Genomic DNA, 16,449 nt, shown 5'->3' on the forward strand with positions numbered 1-16,449 from the left:
CGGGTGCCCGTCGAAGACTGCCGTTGCCGATTCGCCACAGCGGGTGAGGGCGCTGCGACGGTCAGGCTCGCCTGATGATCAGACAATCACGCCCTGGCTTCGCAGGTAATCATCGTAGCTACCGCTGAAGTCCGTCACGCCATTCGCGGACAACTCGATGATTCGCGTTGCCAGCGAGCTGACGAACTCGCGGTCGTGGCTGACGAAGATCAGCGTGCCCGGGTAGTTCTCCAGCGCCAGGTTGAGTGCCTCGATGGATTCCATGTCGAGGTGGTTGGTCGGTTCGTCCATGACCAGCACGTTGGGCTTCTGCAGGATCAGCTTGCCGAACAGCATGCGGCCCTGCTCGCCACCGGAGATCACCTTCACCGACTTGAGGATCTCGTCGTTGGAGAACAGCATGCGGCCGAGGGTGCCGCGCACCAGCTGCTCGCCGCCCTGGGTCCACTGACCCATCCAGTCGAACAGGCTGACATCGTCCTCGAAGTCGTGGGCATGGTCCTGAGCGTAATAGCCGTAGTCGGCGCTTTCGGTCCACTTGACGCTACCGCTGTCCGGAGTCAGCTCGCCGACCAGGGTACGCAGCAGGGTGGTCTTGCCGATGCCGTTGGGGCCGATGATCGCCACGCGCTCGCCGGCTTCGACGGTGAAGCTGAAGTTCTTGAACAGCTCCTTGTCATCGAACGCCTTGGACAGGCGCTCCACGGTCACCGCCTGACGGTGCAGCTTCTTGGTCTGCTCGAAGCGGATGAACGGACTGATACGGCTGGAAGGCTTGACCTCAGCCAGCTGAATCTTGTCGATCTGCTTGGCGCGGCTGGTGGCCTGCTTGGCCTTGGAGGCGTTAGCCGAGAAGCGGCTGACGAAGGTCTGCAGTTCGGCGATCTGTGCCTTCTTCTTGGCGTTGTCCGACAGCAGCTGCTCGCGCGACTGGGTGGCGGCGGTCATGTACTCGTCGTAGTTGCCCGGGAACAGGCGCAGCTCGCCGTAGTCGAGGTCGGCCATGTGGGTGCAGACCGAGTTCAGGAAGTGGCGGTCGTGGGAAATGATGATCATGGTGCTGTTACGCGCCGTCAGAATCGTTTCCAGCCAGCGGATGGTGTTGATGTCCAGGTGGTTGGTCGGTTCGTCCAGCAGCAGCACATCCGGATCGGAGAACAGCGCCTGCGCCAGCAGCACACGCAGCTTCCAGCCCGGTGCGACTTCGCTCATCGGGCCGAAATGCTGCTCCAGCGGAATACCCAGGCCAAGCAGCAGTTCACCGGCGCGGGATTCGGCGGTGTAGCCATCCATCTCGGCGAACTCACCTTCGAGCTCGCCGACCTTCATGCCGTCCTCTTCGCTCATTTCCGGCAGCGAGTAGATGCGGTCGCGCTCAGCCTTGACCTTCCACAGGTCCTCATGGCCCATGATCACCGTGTCGATGACATTGAATTCCTCGTAGGCGAACTGATCCTGGCGCAGCTTGCCCAGGCGCACGTTCGGCTCGAGCATCACCTGACCCGCAGATGGCTCCAGATCGCCGCCGAGAATCTTCATGAAGGTCGACTTGCCGCAGCCATTGGCGCCGATCAGGCCATAGCGGTTGCCACCGCCGAATTTGACGGAAACGTTTTCGAACAGCGGCTTGGCACCGAACTGCATGGTGATGTTGGCGGTGGAGATCAAGGGCTTACCTATCAATGACGTGTGGCTGCGTGAATCAGGCTGATACCGATCCGATACCAATACTCAGCGGTCCAGCTCGCTCCGACAGGGAGCTGGTCGATCCAGCGATTTTTGAGGTGAATGACAACGGTGGGCGTTTGCGCCTGCTGCCGGATGAATGCGGGGTGGCTACCGAGTTCAGCCGCGCATTGTCGCATAGCTACACTGCCGGCGTAAGGACGCCCTGACGAGGCAACCAGGAAACGCCCGGTAGGGCCCACCAGTGCGCGCGGATGCGAATCGTTTCATTGACAGGCGTGTGCCAAACAGACAGCATTGTTACGATATAACATCGGTGTCTGAGTTAAAGCATGAATAACGCAAGTGCGGTATTGAAATGGGTTGGTTGCGGAGCGGCGTTGATCCTGGCTGGTGCGCCGCTGGCTATAGCAAAGGAGGCGGCGGTACTCGATTCGGTCACCATCACGGCGGACCAGGAACGCGCCGATGGACCGGTTCAGGGATATCGCGCCAAACGCACGCGCAGTGCGACCAAGACCGACACACCCATCGAGGAAATACCCCAGTCGATCAGCGTGATCCCAGCATCCGTATTGCAGGATCTGGACAGCCCGCGTGCAGAGAAGGCGCTGGATTTCGCCGGCGGCGTCGCCAGGCAGAATGACTTTGGCGGCTTGACGATGTACGAGTACAGCGTGCGCGGGCTGACCACCGGGGAGTTCTACAAGGACGGTTTCAGCGTCAACCGTGGCTTCATGAACCCGCCGGACGCTTCCAATATCGAGCGGGTCGAAGTGCTCAAGGGGCCTTCGGCCAGCCTTTACGGGCGCGGCGACCCTGGCGGCACCATCAATATCGTCAGCAAGCGGCCGCAACTGGACAGCTTTGCCCGTCTCGATCTCAGCGCCGGTCGCTGGGATCGCTATCGCACCGCGCTGGACGTGAACACGCCACTCGATGAAGACGGCAACATGCTCTATCGCATGAATATCGCCGTCGAAGACGGCAATAGCTTCCGCGATCATCGCGAGGCTGAGCGCCAGTTCGTCGCGCCTTCCTTTAGCTGGGAATTGAGCCCGGACACGCGATTACTGGTGCAGGCTGAGGTGGTGCGCAACCGCCAGACCTTCGATCGCGGTGTGGTCGCACCGGGCGGCGACCTGGGCAAGGTGTCCCGCTCAGCGTTCTATGGCGAGCCCTCGGATGGACCGATCAGCAACGACAACGAAACGCTGCAGGCCGAACTCGAACACGACCTGAACGAGGTCTGGACCCTGCGCCTGGCCAGCCACTACAAGCAGGGCCGGATGGACGGTTACGCCACCGAAGCGGCTGCGGTTGCCGACGATGACCGCACCCTGACACGCAACCTGCGCTATCGCGACTACGATTGGCAGGACGCAATCACCCAGCTGGAGCTGCGCGGGCGTTTCGATACCGGCTCGATCGAGCATCAGCTGTTGATCGGCACCGAGTACGAGCGCTACGCCCTGAGCGAATTCATGCTGCGCTCCAACAACCTGCGCAACATCGATCTCTATAACCCGGTCTACGGCGCGCCGCGTCCGGCTTTCAATCCCGCCCGTACGGTCGACCGTAATGAGCTGGTGCACAGCCGCGCACTGAACCTGCAGGACCAGATTCGCTTTACCGACAAGCTCTTTGGCGTCATCGGCGCCCGCTATGACCACTATGAGCAACGCCTGGACAATGAGGTTGCCGGCCGGCGCACCGAGCAGACCCATGAAAAGGTCACGCCGCGTGTTGGCGTGCTCTATCAGCTGGTTCCGGAGGTCGGGTTGTTCGCCAACGCTTCGCAGTCCTTCAAGCCGAACAATGGTGCGGACTTCAGCGGCGCGACGTTCGATCCAGAAGAGGGCGTGGGTTATGAGGCTGGCGTCAAGCTCGACCTGTTCGATGGCCGTTTGGGGCTGACCGCCGCCGCCTTCCATCTGACCAAGGAAAACGTGCTGACTAGCGATCCGGCGAACGACGGTTTTCAGATAGCCGCGGGTGAGGTGCGCAGCCGCGGGATTGACCTGCAGCTGGCCGGGCAGCTGACCGATGCGATTCGCGTGATCGGTGGTTACGCCTACGTGGATGCCGAGGTGACTCGGGACAACACCCTGGCCAGCGGCAGCCGGCTGCTCAACGTACCGCGCCACAGCGGCAGCCTGCTGACCACCTACGAATTCCTCGATGGCGATCTCAGCGGACTCTCCCTTGGCGGCGCCGTGAACTACGTGGGTGATCGGGCAGGGCAGGCCGATAGCGACTTCGAGTTGCCGTCGTACACCACCGTGGATCTGTTGGCGCGCTACAAGGCGACGGAAAAGCTGACCCTTGGCATGAACCTGAACAACGCCTTCGACCGGACCTACTACGAGCGTTCCTACAGCAATGTCTGGGTCATGCCGGGTGAGCCGCGCAACCTGAGCGTTAGCCTGTCCGTGGAACTCTGAGCCTGTACTCAGCGGGCGGTGACGCCCGCTGATCTCGTTGTCCTACAGCCAGCCCTTCTCCTTGTAATAGCGCTCGGCGCCCTCGTGCAGCGGCGCAGTCAGGCCGACGCGAATCATGTCTTCGGCCTTGAGATCGGCAAAGGCCGGATGCAGGCGCTTGAACCGGTCGAGGTTGTCGAACACCGACTTGACCAGCTGATAGACCACCTCCGGATCGGTCTTGCTGGTGGTCGCCAGCACGGCCTTGCCACCGATCGACGGAATGGCGCCGTCCACGCCTGGGTAGAGCCCGGCGGGGATTTCCACGGCGCTGTAGTAATCGGCCTTGGCCAGCAGACTGTCGATCTCGGCGCCCTGCACGGGAATGATCCTGCCCTTCACGTTGGTCAAGGCTTCCTGGATCGCACCGCTCGGATGGCCGACCACATAGGTGATGGCGTCCAGGTTGTTGTCACCCAGGGCTGAAGCCATTTCCGCCGGTTTGAGTTCCGCGGCCAGAGCGAAGCTGGCGTTCGTCCAGCCTTTTGCCTGCATGACTTCCTCGAAGGTGTCGCGACTGCCCGAGCCGGGCACGCCGATGTTCACCCGCTTGCCTTCGAGCCCGGCCAGATCGGTGATGCCGCTGTCGTTGCGAACGACCACGGTGAGAATCTCCGATTGCAGTGAGAACACAGCGCGCAGTTCGACGGCGCCTTCCTTGTCGAAGGGCGCCAGGCCCTGCAGCGCCTTGTGCTGATGGTCGGACTGGATGAAGCCGAAGTCGTACTCGCCTTTGTGCAACGACACGATGTTGGTCACGCTGCCCGCAGTCGAGGGTGCGTTGCATTTGATGGCGGGCTTCACCTCGGCACGATTGAGGAAGCGGCACACCGACTGGCCTGCGGTGTAGTACACGCCGGTCTGCCCTCCGGTGCCGATGGTGACGAAGCGCTCCTGCGCCAGCACGCTGGTGCTGGCCAAGACGCTGGCGAGTGCGCCGGCCAGGGTGATGCCGAACAGGCCGTTACGGATCTGATGGTTCATTGCGGTTCCCTCTTGTTTGTATTGTGGGTGGTTGCAACTGTGGTTGGCCGGCGCAGGAACGATAGACCGCTGTGGTCAGGTGCGCGCAGCGATCACCATGATCTCGACCAGCACCTCGGGTAAGGCCAGACGCGCCTGCACCGTCGCCCGTGCCGGTGCGCAGCCTGCTGGCAGCCAGTCGCTCCATATCTCGTTCATGGCGGCGAAGTCGGCATCGATGTCCTTCAGCCAGATCTGCGCGCTGAGCAGGTGCTCGCGACTGGAGCCGGCGGCGGTCAACAGCCGGTCGATCTTCGCCAGCACCTCGCGGGTCTGTCCGGCGGTATCCAGGCTGCGGTCGTCCGGCACCTGGCCGGCGAAGGAACACAAGATCTGCATGAACGACTGCGGCGGACATGCGTGGATTGCTCTCGATGCGTTGCAAGGTCATATCGGTTTCCTCTTTGAGTGGTCAGGCGGGCAGGCTCAAGCCGTCCAGAGAAACAGCGGGTGGCGATCCGCCGATTACGCTGGTGAGCAGGTCGGCGCTGCCACAGGCCAGGGTGAAGCCGAGGCTGCCGTGGCCGACGTTGAGCCAGAGATTGTCGAAGCCGCTGCGGCCAAGCAGTGGCGTGCCCTGGGGCGTCGCCGGGCGCAGCCCCGCCCATTGCCGCGCGCGTTGGTAGTCGCCGGCGCCGGGGAAGGTGGCACCAGCCAGACGCTGCAGGGTGGCGATGCGCTGCTGGTCGAGCCCGGCATCCCAGCCGGCGATATCCACCATTGCCGCCACGCGCAGCTGGTCATCAAGGCGGGCGTAGACGACCTTGTTGTCGTAGTCGGTGACGTTGGTTTGCGGCACGCCGTCCTGGTCGGCCAGCCCAACGGTCAGGCTGTAGCCCTTGAGCGGGTAGATTGGCAGGTCGATACCCAGTGGTTTGAGCAGCCCGACGCTGCCGGTGCCGGCCGCGACTACCAGATGGTCGATGGCGATGTCATCGCGCCCGAGCACGACCGCGCGGACGCGCTTGCCTTCGGTGCGCAATGCGCTCACCGATTGGCCGGTATGCAGACGAAACCGAGGTGATGCGCCTAGTCGCTGCAGCAGTTCTGTGCAGAACAGATGGCAGTCGGCAACCTCGTCGCCGGGCGAATAGATGCCGCCGTGCAGCGATGCCGCCAACGGCGCCAGCGCTGGCTCGACGTCGACGCATTGCGCGGCGTCCAGCAGCCGCTGCCCGGAATCGTCGTCGATGGCCGCCGCGCCCTTGTGCAGGCTGTGTTGATCGCGATAGATCACCAGCTTGCCGTTGGCGCGCCAGGCAAAGCCGTCCAGCCGGTCCTGCTCGCGCCAGCTGCGCAGGATCTGCTGGCTGTGCAGGGCGAGCCGTAGCAAGTGAGCCGCGTTGCGCCGATTGACCGAGCGCCGGCATGCCAGCAGGAACTGCAGGCACCAGCGCCACTGGTGCAGGCTCGCCTGCGGTCGGAAGCGCAGCGGGGCATCGGCTCCGCGCAGCATCCAGCCAATCGCCTGCAGCGGCACGCCGGCATCGGCCAGGGGCGAAACGTAGCGGTAGCTGAGCTGCCCGCCATTGGCGAAGCTGGTTTCCAGGGCAACATCGTCGCGCCGTTCGATCAGCTCCACGCTGTGCCCCTGGCGCACCAATGAATAGGCCGTGGCAAGCCCGATGACCCCTGCGCCGATGACTGCTACCCGCATACAACCGCTCCTCCGACTCGATCAGCGCAGCCTAAGACGCCGGCCAGCGGGGCGGCCAATGAAAGGATGGAGCGCTCCCATAACCTGCGGTTATGCTCGATCGACTGAAGGAGGGACATGCATGCGGCTGCGTCATATCGAACTGTTCCAGGCGATCCTGCAAACCGGCAGCCTGACGGCCGCGGCCGAGCTGCTGCATATCTCCCAGCCGGCGGCGAGCAAGATTCTCAAGCATGCCGAGCAGCAACTGGGTTTTGCACTGTTCGACCGAGTGCGCGGCAAGCTGCAGCCCACCGCCGAGGCGCGGGTGCTGCAGCAGCAGACCGAACGCCTGGCTATCGACCTGCAGAATCTGCGGCGCCTTGCAGACAGCCTCGGCCGGGGCGAGGAGTGCGCACTGCGGCTGGTCTGCACACCGGCCTTGGCTCAGGCGCTGCTGCCACAGGCGCTGTACGCCTGGCGCGAGCGATTTCCACGTACGGTCTGTCAGCTCGCGACGCAGCACACGGCGGAAATCGTCGAGGCGCTGTTGCTGCGTGAAGCCGATCTCGGGCTGACGTCACAGGCCGTGGAGCATCCGGGACTGCGCAGCCAATTGTTGACCGAGGGCCGTATGCGTGTGATCGCGCCGCCTGGCTGGTGGCAGCCGGATGAACTGCATCGTCCTCTGCGGCTGCAGGCGTTAGCGGGTAAAACGCTGATCGGTATCGACGCCCGCGATGCCCTGGGCAGCCTGTTGCGCGGCCACATCGAGGAGCTCGATCCGCCGCCGCGCGTGGTTACCTGGGTGCAGACTTATCAGTTGGCGCGACAGTTGGTGTCGTCGGGACAGGGCGTGGCGCTGGTCGATCCGTTCACCGCACTGGCGGCCACTGGCGGCGAGGTGCAGACCCGTCTGCTCGAGCCGGCCATCAGCGTGCCGGTCTACGCAGTGACCCGTGTTCACGAGCAGCCGCTGCCAGCGCAGGCGATGCTGATGGAGCAGCTTGGCGCCCAAGCCGAGCGACTGCTGCAGGACGGGCACAACTGAGCGGTCGTGCGCAGGCGTGCGCTACCATGGCGGCTTTTGCGCCGGACGATCATGCACGCCGACTCGCCCCTTGAACGTTATCAGCAGGCCATTGCGCAAGACGGGTTCGTACCCGATGCGGCTCAACAGCGCGCTGTCGCGCGGCTCCAGGCCTGTCATGAGGCACTGGTTTCATGTGCGGACCTGCCGCTTGGTGTCTATCTCTGGGGCCCGGTCGGGCGTGGCAAGACCTGGCTGATGGATCTGTTTCACGCAAGCCTGACGGTTCCGTCGCGGCGGCAGCATTTCCACCATTTCATGCGCTGGGTGCATATCCGACTGTTCCAGCTCAACGGCACGGCGGATCCGCTGCAGGCTTTGGCCAGAGAACTATCTGAAGAGATTCGCGTGCTCTGCTTCGACGAGCTGTTCGTCGGCGACATCGGCGACGCGATCATCCTGGGGCGCCTGTTCCAAGTGCTCTTCGAGCACGGCGTGGTGATCGTCGCCACCTCCAATCAGCCGCCGGAGCAGTTGTATGCCGACGGCTTCAATCGCGAGCGCTTTCTGCCGGCCATCGATGCCATCGTGGAGCACATGCATGTGGTGGCTGTGGATGGCGGCGCCGATCACCGCCTGCGTCCCGGCGCTGCGCTGCAGCGCTACTGGATCGCCCAGCCCGATAGTGGCAGCGCGCTGGTCGCGACGTTCGAGGCGCTCGCCGCTGGAGCAGTCAGCACCGAGCCATTGGCCCTCAGCCGCCGCCACCTCGACGTCGTGCGGCGTAGCGAATTGGTGCTCTGGTGCCGCTTCGCCGATTTGTGCGAGCAGCCGTTTTCAGCGCTGGACTTCATCGAGCTGTGCGACCGTTTCACGGCGATCCTGATTGGTGACCTGCCCAGGCTGGGCGGCAGGCAGCGCGATGGGCGCATTGCCCGCGGCACCGAGGATGGAGCCGCGCGGGTCGAGGCGGGCGACCGCCAGCTGCCCAGGCTCGCCGCGCGTGACGATGCCGTGCGACGCTTTATCGCGCTGGTGGACGAGTGCTATGACCGGCGGATTCCGCTCTATATCGAGGCACAAGTGGCGCTGGATGAGCTGTACACCGAGGGCTATCTGGCGTTTCCATTCCGCCGCACATTGAGTCGTCTGCGGGAAATGCAGCTGCAGCGCTTTGGCTGAGCGCTGGCTCAGTCGCGGTAGAACACCTGCACCAGGTGATAGCCGAACTGGCTTTTCACCGGGCCGTGCACTTCGCGCAGCGGCTTCTTGAAGATCACCTGATCGATGCTGCGCACCATCTGCCCCGGGCGCACTTCGCCGAGATCGCCACCTTTCTTGCCGGACGGGCAGGTCGAGTATTTGCGCGCCAGCACGTCGAATGCTTCGCCATTGGCGATGCGCTTTTTCAGCTGCGCGGCTTCGGCCTCGGTCTTGACCAGAATGTGGCGGCACATGGCTTTGGGCATGCTCGGTGTCCTTGATTGCACAGGGGCGCGATTGTAGTCGTGCCGCGGCGAATGTCGAACGGGATAGCGCTTCGATGCAGCTGTTTTGTGACTTATCGGTCGACGAGCGGTAGTTTTATCGTGCTGTTTGATAGCGCTAACATCCGGCCAAACAAGCAAAACAATGGATTCCTCGCATGCCTTCAGTGCATACCTCAAAGGCTTCCGCGCTTCCGGTGCTGGTCGTCATGGGCGTCAGCGGTTCCGGCAAGACGGAGACCAGCCACGCCGTAGCCGACGCGCTCGGCCTGCCGCATATCGAAGCGGACAACTTTCACCCGGCAGAGAACGTGGCGCGCATGCGTGCCGGCACTCCGCTGTCCGACGCCGACCGCATGGAGTGGCTGCACGCGCTGATCGCCGAAATGCAGAGGACCCTGGCAGCGGGCAGCGGCTTCGTGCTGGCTTGCTCGGCGCTCAAGCGCAGCTACCGGGAGTTGCTGCGCAGTGCTGTTCCGGAGCTGCGTTTCGCCCATCTGGCCATCGATTACGAAACCGCCGTGCAGCGAGTGGGCGGCAGGGCGGGGCATTTCATGCCGATTTCCCTGGTGGACAGCCAATTCGCCACCCTCGAATCACCCGAGGGCGAACCCGGCGTATTGACGGTGGATGCCAGTCAACCGCGCGAAGGCGTCTTGCGCCAGATTGTCGAATGGATGCAGGGCAGCGGACTGGATGAGCTGATCGAAACCCGGGTCGATCTTTCTTCGCGTCCGTTTGATAGCGCTACCACGGCGCCGCCACTGACCAACGAGCCGATCTACAGCGGCAGGGTCGCGCAGCACTTCGACCGCCTGACCGACTGGCTGATGGCCGCACTGATGGCCTTCATGGTCATCGTGGTGTTCTCCAGCGTGGTGCTGCGCTACGCCTTCGGCACTGGCTGGACCGGCGCTGAGGAGCTGTCCCGGCTGGCGTTCGTCTGGCTGGTGTTCGTCGGCGTTGCTTCGAGCATGCGCCGCGGCGAGCTGATGAGCTTTTCCATGCTGCGCGACCGTTTCCCGCGGCTGTTCCGCCGCGTCGTCGACTCCCTCAGCTGGCTGCTGGTGGCAGCTGCGAGCTGCCTGGCGGCCTGGGGCGGCTGGAACCAGATGCAGTTCGGCTGGACCATCAACAGCCCGGTAGTCGGCTATCCGCTCGGCCTGGCGATGCTGCCCGTGGCGGCCAGCATGGTGGCGCTGGCGGTGCTCGCGCTGCTGCAGCTGGTCAATGTCTGGCGGCGCGACCAGCCATCGGCCACTGCCGCTGCGAATGTCACCGCGGACTGAAGCGACGCCGCATTCAGAACAATACGGGCACTGCCCAACCGAGGAACTTGTATGACCGTCGTCGTCTTCCTTTCATCGCTGCTGGGTTTCATGACGCTTGGCATGCCCATCGCTTTCGCGCTGCTGCTCACCGGCTCGGTGCTGATGTGGTACCTGGATTTCTGGGACGTGCAGCTGCTGGCGCAGAATCTTCAGGCCGGTGCCGACAGCTTCCCGCTGCTCGCGGTGCCGTTCTTCATTCTTGCCGGCGAGCTGATGAACGCCGGCGGCATCTCGCGGCGCATCATCGCCATGGCACAGGCCTATTTCGGCCACAAGCGCGGCGGCCTGGGTTACGTGGCGATTGCCGCTTCGGTGCTGCTGGCCAGCATGTCCGGCTCGGCGTTGGCCGATACCGCCGCGCTGGCGACGCTGCTGCTGCCGATGATGCGTGAGCGCGGTTATCCGCTGAGTTCGTCGTCGGGCCTGGTGGCGGCGGGCGGGATCATCGCGCCGATCATCCCGCCGTCGATGCCTTTCGTGATCTACGGCGTGGTGACCGGCACTTCGATCAGCCAGCTGTTTCTCGCCGGCATGGTGCCGGGGCTGATCATGGGCATGGGCCTGATCGTTGCCTGGACGCTGATCGCCCGGCGGATCGACGAACCCAAACAGGAAAAGGCCAGCGCTGCAGAGCGCCGCCGTGTGCTGGTCGACGGCGCCGCCGCGCTGATGCTGCCTGTGATCATCGTTGGCGGGCTGCGTGGCGGCCTGTTCACCCCGACCGAAGCGGCGGTGGTCGCCGCCGTCTATGCCCTGGCCGTTTCGACATTGCTCTATCGCGAGCTGAACTGGGCCGGGTTGGTCGAGGTGCTGACCCGCGCCAGTCGCACCACCGCCTCGGTGATGTTCCTCTGCGCCGCCGCGACGGTGTCCGCGTACATGATCACCCTGGCGCAACTGCCCGACGAGATCGCCGCGATGCTCGGCCCGCTGGCGCAGGATCCGAAGCTGCTGATGGTCGCCATCATGCTGCTGATGATCGCCGTCGGCATGGTGCTCGACCTGACGCCGACCATCCTGATCCTCGGTCCGGTGCTGGCGCCGATCGCGATCAAGGCCGGCATCGACCCGGTGTACTTCGGAGTGATGTTCGTGCTGATCGGCTCCATCGGGCTGATCACGCCGCCGGTGGGCACGGTGCTCAACGTGGTCGGCGGTATCGGCCGGCTGCGCATGGAAACCCTGGTGCGCGGCGTCATGCCGTTCTTCCTTATCTATCTGGTGATCGTCGGGCTGCTCATCGCCGTGCCCTCGATCATCACCGTACCCCTGGCCTGGCTGCGGTAACGCCGGTCGTGCAACCAAGCGTTCAACAACCCAACGTCCAACAACAAGAAGGTAACGCGACATGAAACGACTTCTCATCAGCACCCTGGCTGCCGCCTTGCTTGGCAGCACACTCAGCCTCGGTTACGCGCAGGCGGCGGACGACATCCGCCCACGCATGATCCGCTTCGGTTACGGCCTCAACGAAGACAGCAATCAGGGCAGGGCGGCCAAGCTGCTGGCCGAGGAAGTGGCCAAGGCCTCGGGCGGCAAGTTGAAGGTTCGTACCTTCGCCTCCGCCAGCCTCGGCTCGGACGACCAGATGCAGAACGCCCTTATCGGCGGCGCGCAGGAGATGATGGTCGGCTCGACCGCGACGCTGGTCGGCATCAGCAAGGAGATGGCAGTGTGGGATACGCCGTTCCTGTTCACCGACCCGCGCCAGGCCGATCAGGTACTGGACGGCCCGGTAGGTCGGCAGGTGATGGACAAGCTCGAGGAAAAAGGCCTGGTCGGGCTGGTGTATTGGGAGAACGGTTTTCGCAACGTGACCAATAGTGCCCGGCCGATCGAGAAGCTCGAGGACTTCAATGGCGTCAAGCTGCGCGTGATGCCCAATCCGGTGTTCATCGACACCTTCAAGCGCATGGGCGCCAACGCGGTGCCGCTGCCGTTCTCCGAGCTGTTCACGGCGCTGGAAACCAAGGCCGTGGACGGCCAGGAAAACCCGTTCAATACCATCCTCTCGTCCAAGTTCTATGAAGTGCAGAAGTACCTGAGCGTGACCAATCACGTCTACAGCCCCTGGATCGTCACGGTTTCCAAGCGCTGGTGGGACGGGCTGTCCGCTACCGAGCAGGGCATCCTCATGGAAGCCGCGGAAAAGGCACGCGATGCCGAGCGCGAGGACACCCGTCGCGAGGCCAGCCAGGCGTTGGCAGCATTGAAGGAGCGCGGCATGCAGATCAACGAAGTCAGTCCCGATGAGATCCAGCGCATGCGCGAGAAGGCGCAGCCGGCGATCCAGACGGTGATCGATGCGGTCGGCCAGGAGCTGTTCGACCAGGTGCAGGCCGAAGTGGAAAAGGCCGCACCTTAGGAGGCGCCCCCAGAATGCCCGCTGCTAGAATCCGCCGTTTTCGACCCATGGAACGCGCATGACCACACGCCGCAGACGCTCTGCCGAGCGAGTTACTCTGTCCGATGTCGCGCGCAGTGCCGGCTGCTCGCTGATGTCGGCCTCGCGCGCGCTGTCGCAACCGGACCTGGTATCCGATGCATTGCGTGAGCGTGTTGAACTGGCGGTCAAGGCGCTCGGCTACGTGCCGCATCCCGCGGCGCGCAGCCTGGCCAGTTCGCGCTCCAATCTGGTCGCGGTGATCATCCCTTCGCTGTCCAACGCGGTGTTCGTCGACACGGTCGAGGCCATCCAGCGCGTGCTGATGCCGGCGGGCTACGAAATGATGATCGGCGTCAGCCACTACCGGCCGGAAGAAGACGAGCGATTGCTGCGCGCCTACCTGGCGCACCAGCCGGCCGGGCTGCTGCTTACCGGGTTCGAGCGCAGCGACGCCGCGCGTGCGGTGCTGGCCAACTACACCGCACCGATGGTCACGCTGATGGAGCTGAGCGAGCGGCCGGACGACTACTGCGTCGGTTTCTCGCAACTGGAAGCCGGCGTGGCCATGACCCGCACGCTCCTTGAGCGCGGCTACCGCCATGTCGCATTCGCCGCGGCGCAGCTCGATCCACGGACCTTGCAACGCGCCGAAGGCTACCGTCAGGCCATGCGTCAGGCCGGACGCTACGAGCCAACACTGGAACTGCTGACGCCGCAGCTGTCGTCCATCGGTCTTGGCGCAGAGTTGCTGGATCGGCTTCTGGCGCAGCATCCGCAGATCGACGCAGTGTTCTTCAACAACGACGACCTGGCCCTCGGGGCGCTGTTCCGCGCCCATCAGCTGGGGCTCGAAGTACCTGGACGGCTGGCGATCGCCGGTTTCAACGACCTGCCGGCCGCGGCCTGGATGCATCCAGCGCTGAGCACGGTGCGCACCCGGCGCGGCGAGATCGGTGAGTTGGCGGCACAGATGCTGCTGAGCCTGATGCGGGGTCAGCAGCCTGCCGAGCGCTGTATCGACGTGGGCTTCGAAGTGGTGATGCGCGACAGCGCCTGAGGCGGGCTTTCACCCGCCCGGCCCTCAGAGATCCTGCTGGGCGGTGACCTGCTGGGCGATCTCGATCATCTGCTCGCGCATCCAGCGGTTGGCCGGATCCTGATCGGTGCTTTCATGCCAATAGATGTGGGTTTCCAGCGGCTGGATATCCACCGGCAGGTCCACCTGATGCAGGTTATGGCGGCGGGCGAAACGCTCGGGGACAGTCACCGCCATGTCGGTCTGGTCGATCACCTGGGTCGCCATCAGATAGTGCTGTGAGCGCAAGGCGATCTTGCGCTGCAGACCCATCTTGCCCAACGCCAGGTCCACCAGACCGAGCCCGCTGCGGCGGCTGGAAATATGGATGTGCGACAGCGACAGGTACTGCTCCAATGTCAACTTGTCCTTGGCCAGTGGATGGCCACGGCGCATGGCGCAGATGTAGCGATCCTCCAGCAGCTTGACGTGACGCACCTGCGGATCGGTGTTGAGCGGCGCATCCATGGCGAAGTCCAGGCGGCCGGCGGCCAGTTCCTTGGTGGTTTCGCGGCGCTTGGCCAGCATGCTCTCGATCTTCACGTTCGGTGCCAGGCGGCGCAGGCGCTGGAACAGCGGCGGCAGCATCACCGCTTCGGTGAGGTCGGTCATGCTGATGCGGAAGGTCTTGTTCGCCTGCGCCGGGCTGAAGGTCCGGCTTTCCTGCACCGAAACCCGTAACAGCTGCAGCGCATTACGCACCGGGCCGATGATGTTCTGCGCCATCGGCGTCGGCACCATGCCCTGCGCGGTGCGCACGAACAACGGATCGTTGAAGGTTTCGCGCAGCCGGGCGAGGGCGTTGGAAACGGCGGGCTGAGTGATGCCGACGATCTGCCCGGCACGGGTCAGGTTGGCCTCGGTGTAGATGGCGTCGAAGACGATGAATAGATTCAGATCGACCTTGTTCAGGTTCATTGTTGTGCTCTCCGGCGTGTATCGGAATTCGCCGATCATATATCGGTGATGAATGTTTATACACGAGGAAAATAGCTTAGATAAATCACCAGGCCTCCTCTAGCATTCAAAACTACAAAACATTACCTGCCAGAAGGTTGTCGCCCATGAATTTCGCCTACTCCCCGAAGGTTCAAGAGCTGAGAGAGCGCGTGCAAGCGTTCATGGATGCTCACGTCTATCCCGCCGAAAAGGTGTTCCACCAGCAGGTCGCCGAGGGTGATCGCTGGCAGCCGACCGCCATCGTCGAGGAGCTCAAGGCCAAGGCCAAGGCAGAGGGGCTGTGGAATCTGTTCCTGCCGGAGTCGGAACTGGGCGCCGGCCTGACCAACACCGAATACGCGCCGCTGGCCGAAATCATGGGCAGCTCTGGCCTCGGCCCGGAAGCGTTCAACTGCTCGGCGCCGGATACCGGCAACATGGAAGTGCTGGTGCGCTACGGCAGCGAGGCGCAGAAGCGCGAGTGGCTGGAACCGTTGCTGCGCGGCGAAATCCGTTCGGCCTTCGGCATGACCGAACCGGGTGTGGCCTCGTCGGATGCTACCAACATGGAAGCCCGGGCGGTGCGCGAGGGCGACGAGTGGGTCATCAACGGTCGCAAGTGGTGGACCTCCGGTGCCTGCGATCCGCGCTGCAAGATCATGATCTTCATGGGCCTGACCAACCCGGATGCGCCGCGGCATGCCCAGCATTCGATGATCCTGGTGCCGATGGATACCCCCGGCGTGAAGGTGCTGCGCCCGCTGCCGGTGTTCGGCTACGACGACGCGCCGCACGGCCACGCGGAAGTGTTGCTGGAAAACGTGCGGGTACCGTACGAGAACGTCATCCTCGGTGAAGGCCGCGGCTTCGAGATCGCCCAGGGCCGTCTTGGCCCAGGTCGCATTCACCACTGCATGCGCTCGATCGGCGTTGCCGAACGTGCACTGAAGCTGATGTGCGAACGCGCCGTTAGCCGTACTGCCTTCGGCAAGCCGCTGGCCCGCCTGGGTGCCAACTTCGATTACATCGCCGAGTGCCGCATCGAGATCAACATGGCGCGCCTGTTGACGCTGAACGCGGCGTACATGATGGACACCGTCGGCAACAAGATCGCTGCCAGCGAGATCGCGCAGATCAAGGTGGTCGCGCCCAACGTCGCGCTGAAGGTCATCGACCGCGCCATTCAGATTCACGGTGGCGCCGGCGTATCCGAAGACTTCCCGCTGGCGCACTGGTGGGCAATGCAGCGCACGCTGCGCCTGGCTGATGGCCCGGACGAGGTGCATCGGGTGGCGATTGCTCGCCACGAGCTGGGCAAGTACGTGCCGCGCGAGGCGCTGCGCAGCCGCTGAGGCGTCGTCCGAGGCGCGCAG

Annotated in this window: 13 protein-coding genes and 1 pseudogene; 8 read left to right on the top strand and 6 right to left on the bottom strand. The window is 63.9% G+C overall.

The annotated features are described in order from the left end of the window. Window positions 1-78: 78 nt before the first annotated feature. Entirely contained in the window at window positions 79-1,668 is a 1,590-nt protein-coding gene (locus PSEST_RS10320) for an ABC-F family ATPase (RefSeq protein WP_015276935.1), read from the bottom strand. 350 nt (window positions 1,669-2,018) lie between these two features. Here PSEST_RS10320 and PSEST_RS10325 point away from each other — a divergent pair, with 350 nt between their 5' ends. Next, window positions 2,019-4,130: a TonB-dependent siderophore receptor gene (locus tag PSEST_RS10325; protein ID WP_015276936.1), complete on the top strand. Its 2,112-nt coding sequence runs from the start codon at window positions 2,019-2,021 to the stop codon at window positions 4,128-4,130. Between the two features lie 42 nt (window positions 4,131-4,172). Here PSEST_RS10325 and PSEST_RS10330 read toward each other — a convergent pair whose 3' ends face one another. The 3 genes and pseudogenes from PSEST_RS10330 to PSEST_RS10340 form a co-directional block, all read right to left on the bottom strand. Beyond that, window positions 4,173-5,153, bottom strand: coding sequence for a TAXI family TRAP transporter solute-binding subunit (locus PSEST_RS10330; RefSeq protein WP_015276937.1), 981 nt, complete (start codon window positions 5,151-5,153; stop codon window positions 4,173-4,175). A 75-nt stretch (window positions 5,154-5,228) separates the two neighbouring features. Next, window positions 5,229-5,583 (bottom strand): annotated as a pseudogene (locus tag PSEST_RS10335) (RidA family protein). Window positions 5,584-5,604: 21 nt separating this feature from the next. After that, a complete protein-coding gene (locus tag PSEST_RS10340; RefSeq protein ID WP_015276939.1) occupies window positions 5,605-6,849 on the bottom strand; it encodes a D-amino acid dehydrogenase in 1,245 nt (414 codons plus the stop codon). Between the two features lie 121 nt (window positions 6,850-6,970). Here PSEST_RS10340 and PSEST_RS10345 point away from each other — a divergent pair, with 121 nt between their 5' ends. Beyond that, window positions 6,971-7,879: a LysR family transcriptional regulator gene (locus PSEST_RS10345; protein ID WP_015276940.1), complete on the top strand. Its 909-nt coding sequence runs from the start codon at window positions 6,971-6,973 to the stop codon at window positions 7,877-7,879. 51 nt (window positions 7,880-7,930) lie between these two features. Next, complete coding sequence (gene zapE / locus PSEST_RS10350; protein WP_015276941.1) at window positions 7,931-9,040, top strand: cell division protein ZapE; 1,110 nt, start codon at window positions 7,931-7,933, stop codon at window positions 9,038-9,040. Window positions 9,041-9,048: 8 nt separating this feature from the next. On the opposite strand, the gene PSEST_RS10355 is transcribed toward zapE, so the two are convergent. After that, window positions 9,049-9,327 carry a peptidylprolyl isomerase gene (locus PSEST_RS10355; protein ID WP_003285081.1) on the bottom strand — a complete coding sequence of 93 codons (279 nt, stop codon included), beginning with the start codon at window positions 9,325-9,327 and terminating at the stop codon, window positions 9,049-9,051. Between the two features lie 176 nt (window positions 9,328-9,503). On the opposite strand from PSEST_RS10355, the gene PSEST_RS10360 reads away from it, so the two are divergent. From PSEST_RS10360 to PSEST_RS10375, 4 genes are all read left to right on the top strand, one after another. Further along, complete coding sequence (locus PSEST_RS10360) at window positions 9,504-10,634, top strand: gluconokinase, GntK/IdnK-type (protein WP_015276942.1); 1,131 nt, start codon at window positions 9,504-9,506, stop codon at window positions 10,632-10,634. A 51-nt stretch (window positions 10,635-10,685) separates the two neighbouring features. After that, window positions 10,686-11,963, top strand: a complete 1,278-nt coding sequence (locus PSEST_RS10365) for a TRAP transporter large permease (protein ID WP_014820165.1) — start codon at window positions 10,686-10,688, stop codon at window positions 11,961-11,963. 61 nt (window positions 11,964-12,024) lie between these two features. Then, window positions 12,025-13,041, top strand: a complete 1,017-nt coding sequence (locus PSEST_RS10370; protein ID WP_015276943.1) for a TRAP transporter substrate-binding protein — start codon at window positions 12,025-12,027, stop codon at window positions 13,039-13,041. 58 nt (window positions 13,042-13,099) lie between these two features. Next, complete coding sequence (locus tag PSEST_RS10375) at window positions 13,100-14,119, top strand: LacI family DNA-binding transcriptional regulator (protein ID WP_015276944.1); 1,020 nt, start codon at window positions 13,100-13,102, stop codon at window positions 14,117-14,119. Between the two features lie 24 nt (window positions 14,120-14,143). On the opposite strand, the gene PSEST_RS10380 is transcribed toward PSEST_RS10375, so the two are convergent. Then, a complete protein-coding gene (locus PSEST_RS10380) occupies window positions 14,144-15,055 on the bottom strand; it encodes a LysR family transcriptional regulator (RefSeq protein WP_015276945.1) in 912 nt (303 codons plus the stop codon). Window positions 15,056-15,201: 146 nt separating this feature from the next. Between PSEST_RS10380 and PSEST_RS10385 the strand changes: the two genes are divergently transcribed. After that, window positions 15,202-16,428 carry an acyl-CoA dehydrogenase gene (locus PSEST_RS10385; RefSeq protein ID WP_015276946.1) on the top strand — a complete coding sequence of 409 codons (1,227 nt, stop codon included), beginning with the start codon at window positions 15,202-15,204 and terminating at the stop codon, window positions 16,426-16,428. The last annotated feature ends 21 nt before the right edge of the window (window positions 16,429-16,449 follow it).

The sequence above is a fragment of the Stutzerimonas stutzeri RCH2 genome, assembly GCF_000327065.1.
GTDB classification, from domain to species: domain Bacteria; phylum Pseudomonadota; class Gammaproteobacteria; order Pseudomonadales; family Pseudomonadaceae; genus Stutzerimonas; species Stutzerimonas stutzeri_AE.

Bases quoted from the DNA above. Each gene is read 5' to 3' on its own strand.
- PSEST_RS10325 (WP_015276936.1), top strand. From the start codon at position 2,019: ATGAATAACGCAAGTGCGGTATTGAAATGGGTTGGTTGCGGAGCGGCG.
- PSEST_RS10330 (WP_015276937.1), bottom strand. From the start codon at position 5,153: ATGAACCATCAGATCCGTAACGGCCTGTTCGGCATCACCCTGGCCGGC.
- PSEST_RS10340 (WP_015276939.1), bottom strand. From the start codon at position 6,849: ATGCGGGTAGCAGTCATCGGCGCAGGGGTCATCGGGCTTGCCACGGCC.
- PSEST_RS10345 (WP_015276940.1), top strand. From the start codon at position 6,971: ATGCGGCTGCGTCATATCGAACTGTTCCAGGCGATCCTGCAAACCGGC.
- zapE (WP_015276941.1), top strand. From the start codon at position 7,931: ATGCACGCCGACTCGCCCCTTGAACGTTATCAGCAGGCCATTGCGCAA.
- PSEST_RS10355 (WP_003285081.1), bottom strand. From the start codon at position 9,327: ATGCCCAAAGCCATGTGCCGCCACATTCTGGTCAAGACCGAGGCCGAA.
- PSEST_RS10360 (WP_015276942.1), top strand. From the start codon at position 9,504: ATGCCTTCAGTGCATACCTCAAAGGCTTCCGCGCTTCCGGTGCTGGTC.
- PSEST_RS10365 (WP_014820165.1), top strand. From the start codon at position 10,686: ATGACCGTCGTCGTCTTCCTTTCATCGCTGCTGGGTTTCATGACGCTT.
- PSEST_RS10370 (WP_015276943.1), top strand. From the start codon at position 12,025: ATGAAACGACTTCTCATCAGCACCCTGGCTGCCGCCTTGCTTGGCAGC.
- PSEST_RS10375 (WP_015276944.1), top strand. From the start codon at position 13,100: ATGACCACACGCCGCAGACGCTCTGCCGAGCGAGTTACTCTGTCCGAT.
- PSEST_RS10380 (WP_015276945.1), bottom strand. From the start codon at position 15,055: ATGAACCTGAACAAGGTCGATCTGAATCTATTCATCGTCTTCGACGCC.
- PSEST_RS10385 (WP_015276946.1), top strand. From the start codon at position 15,202: ATGAATTTCGCCTACTCCCCGAAGGTTCAAGAGCTGAGAGAGCGCGTG.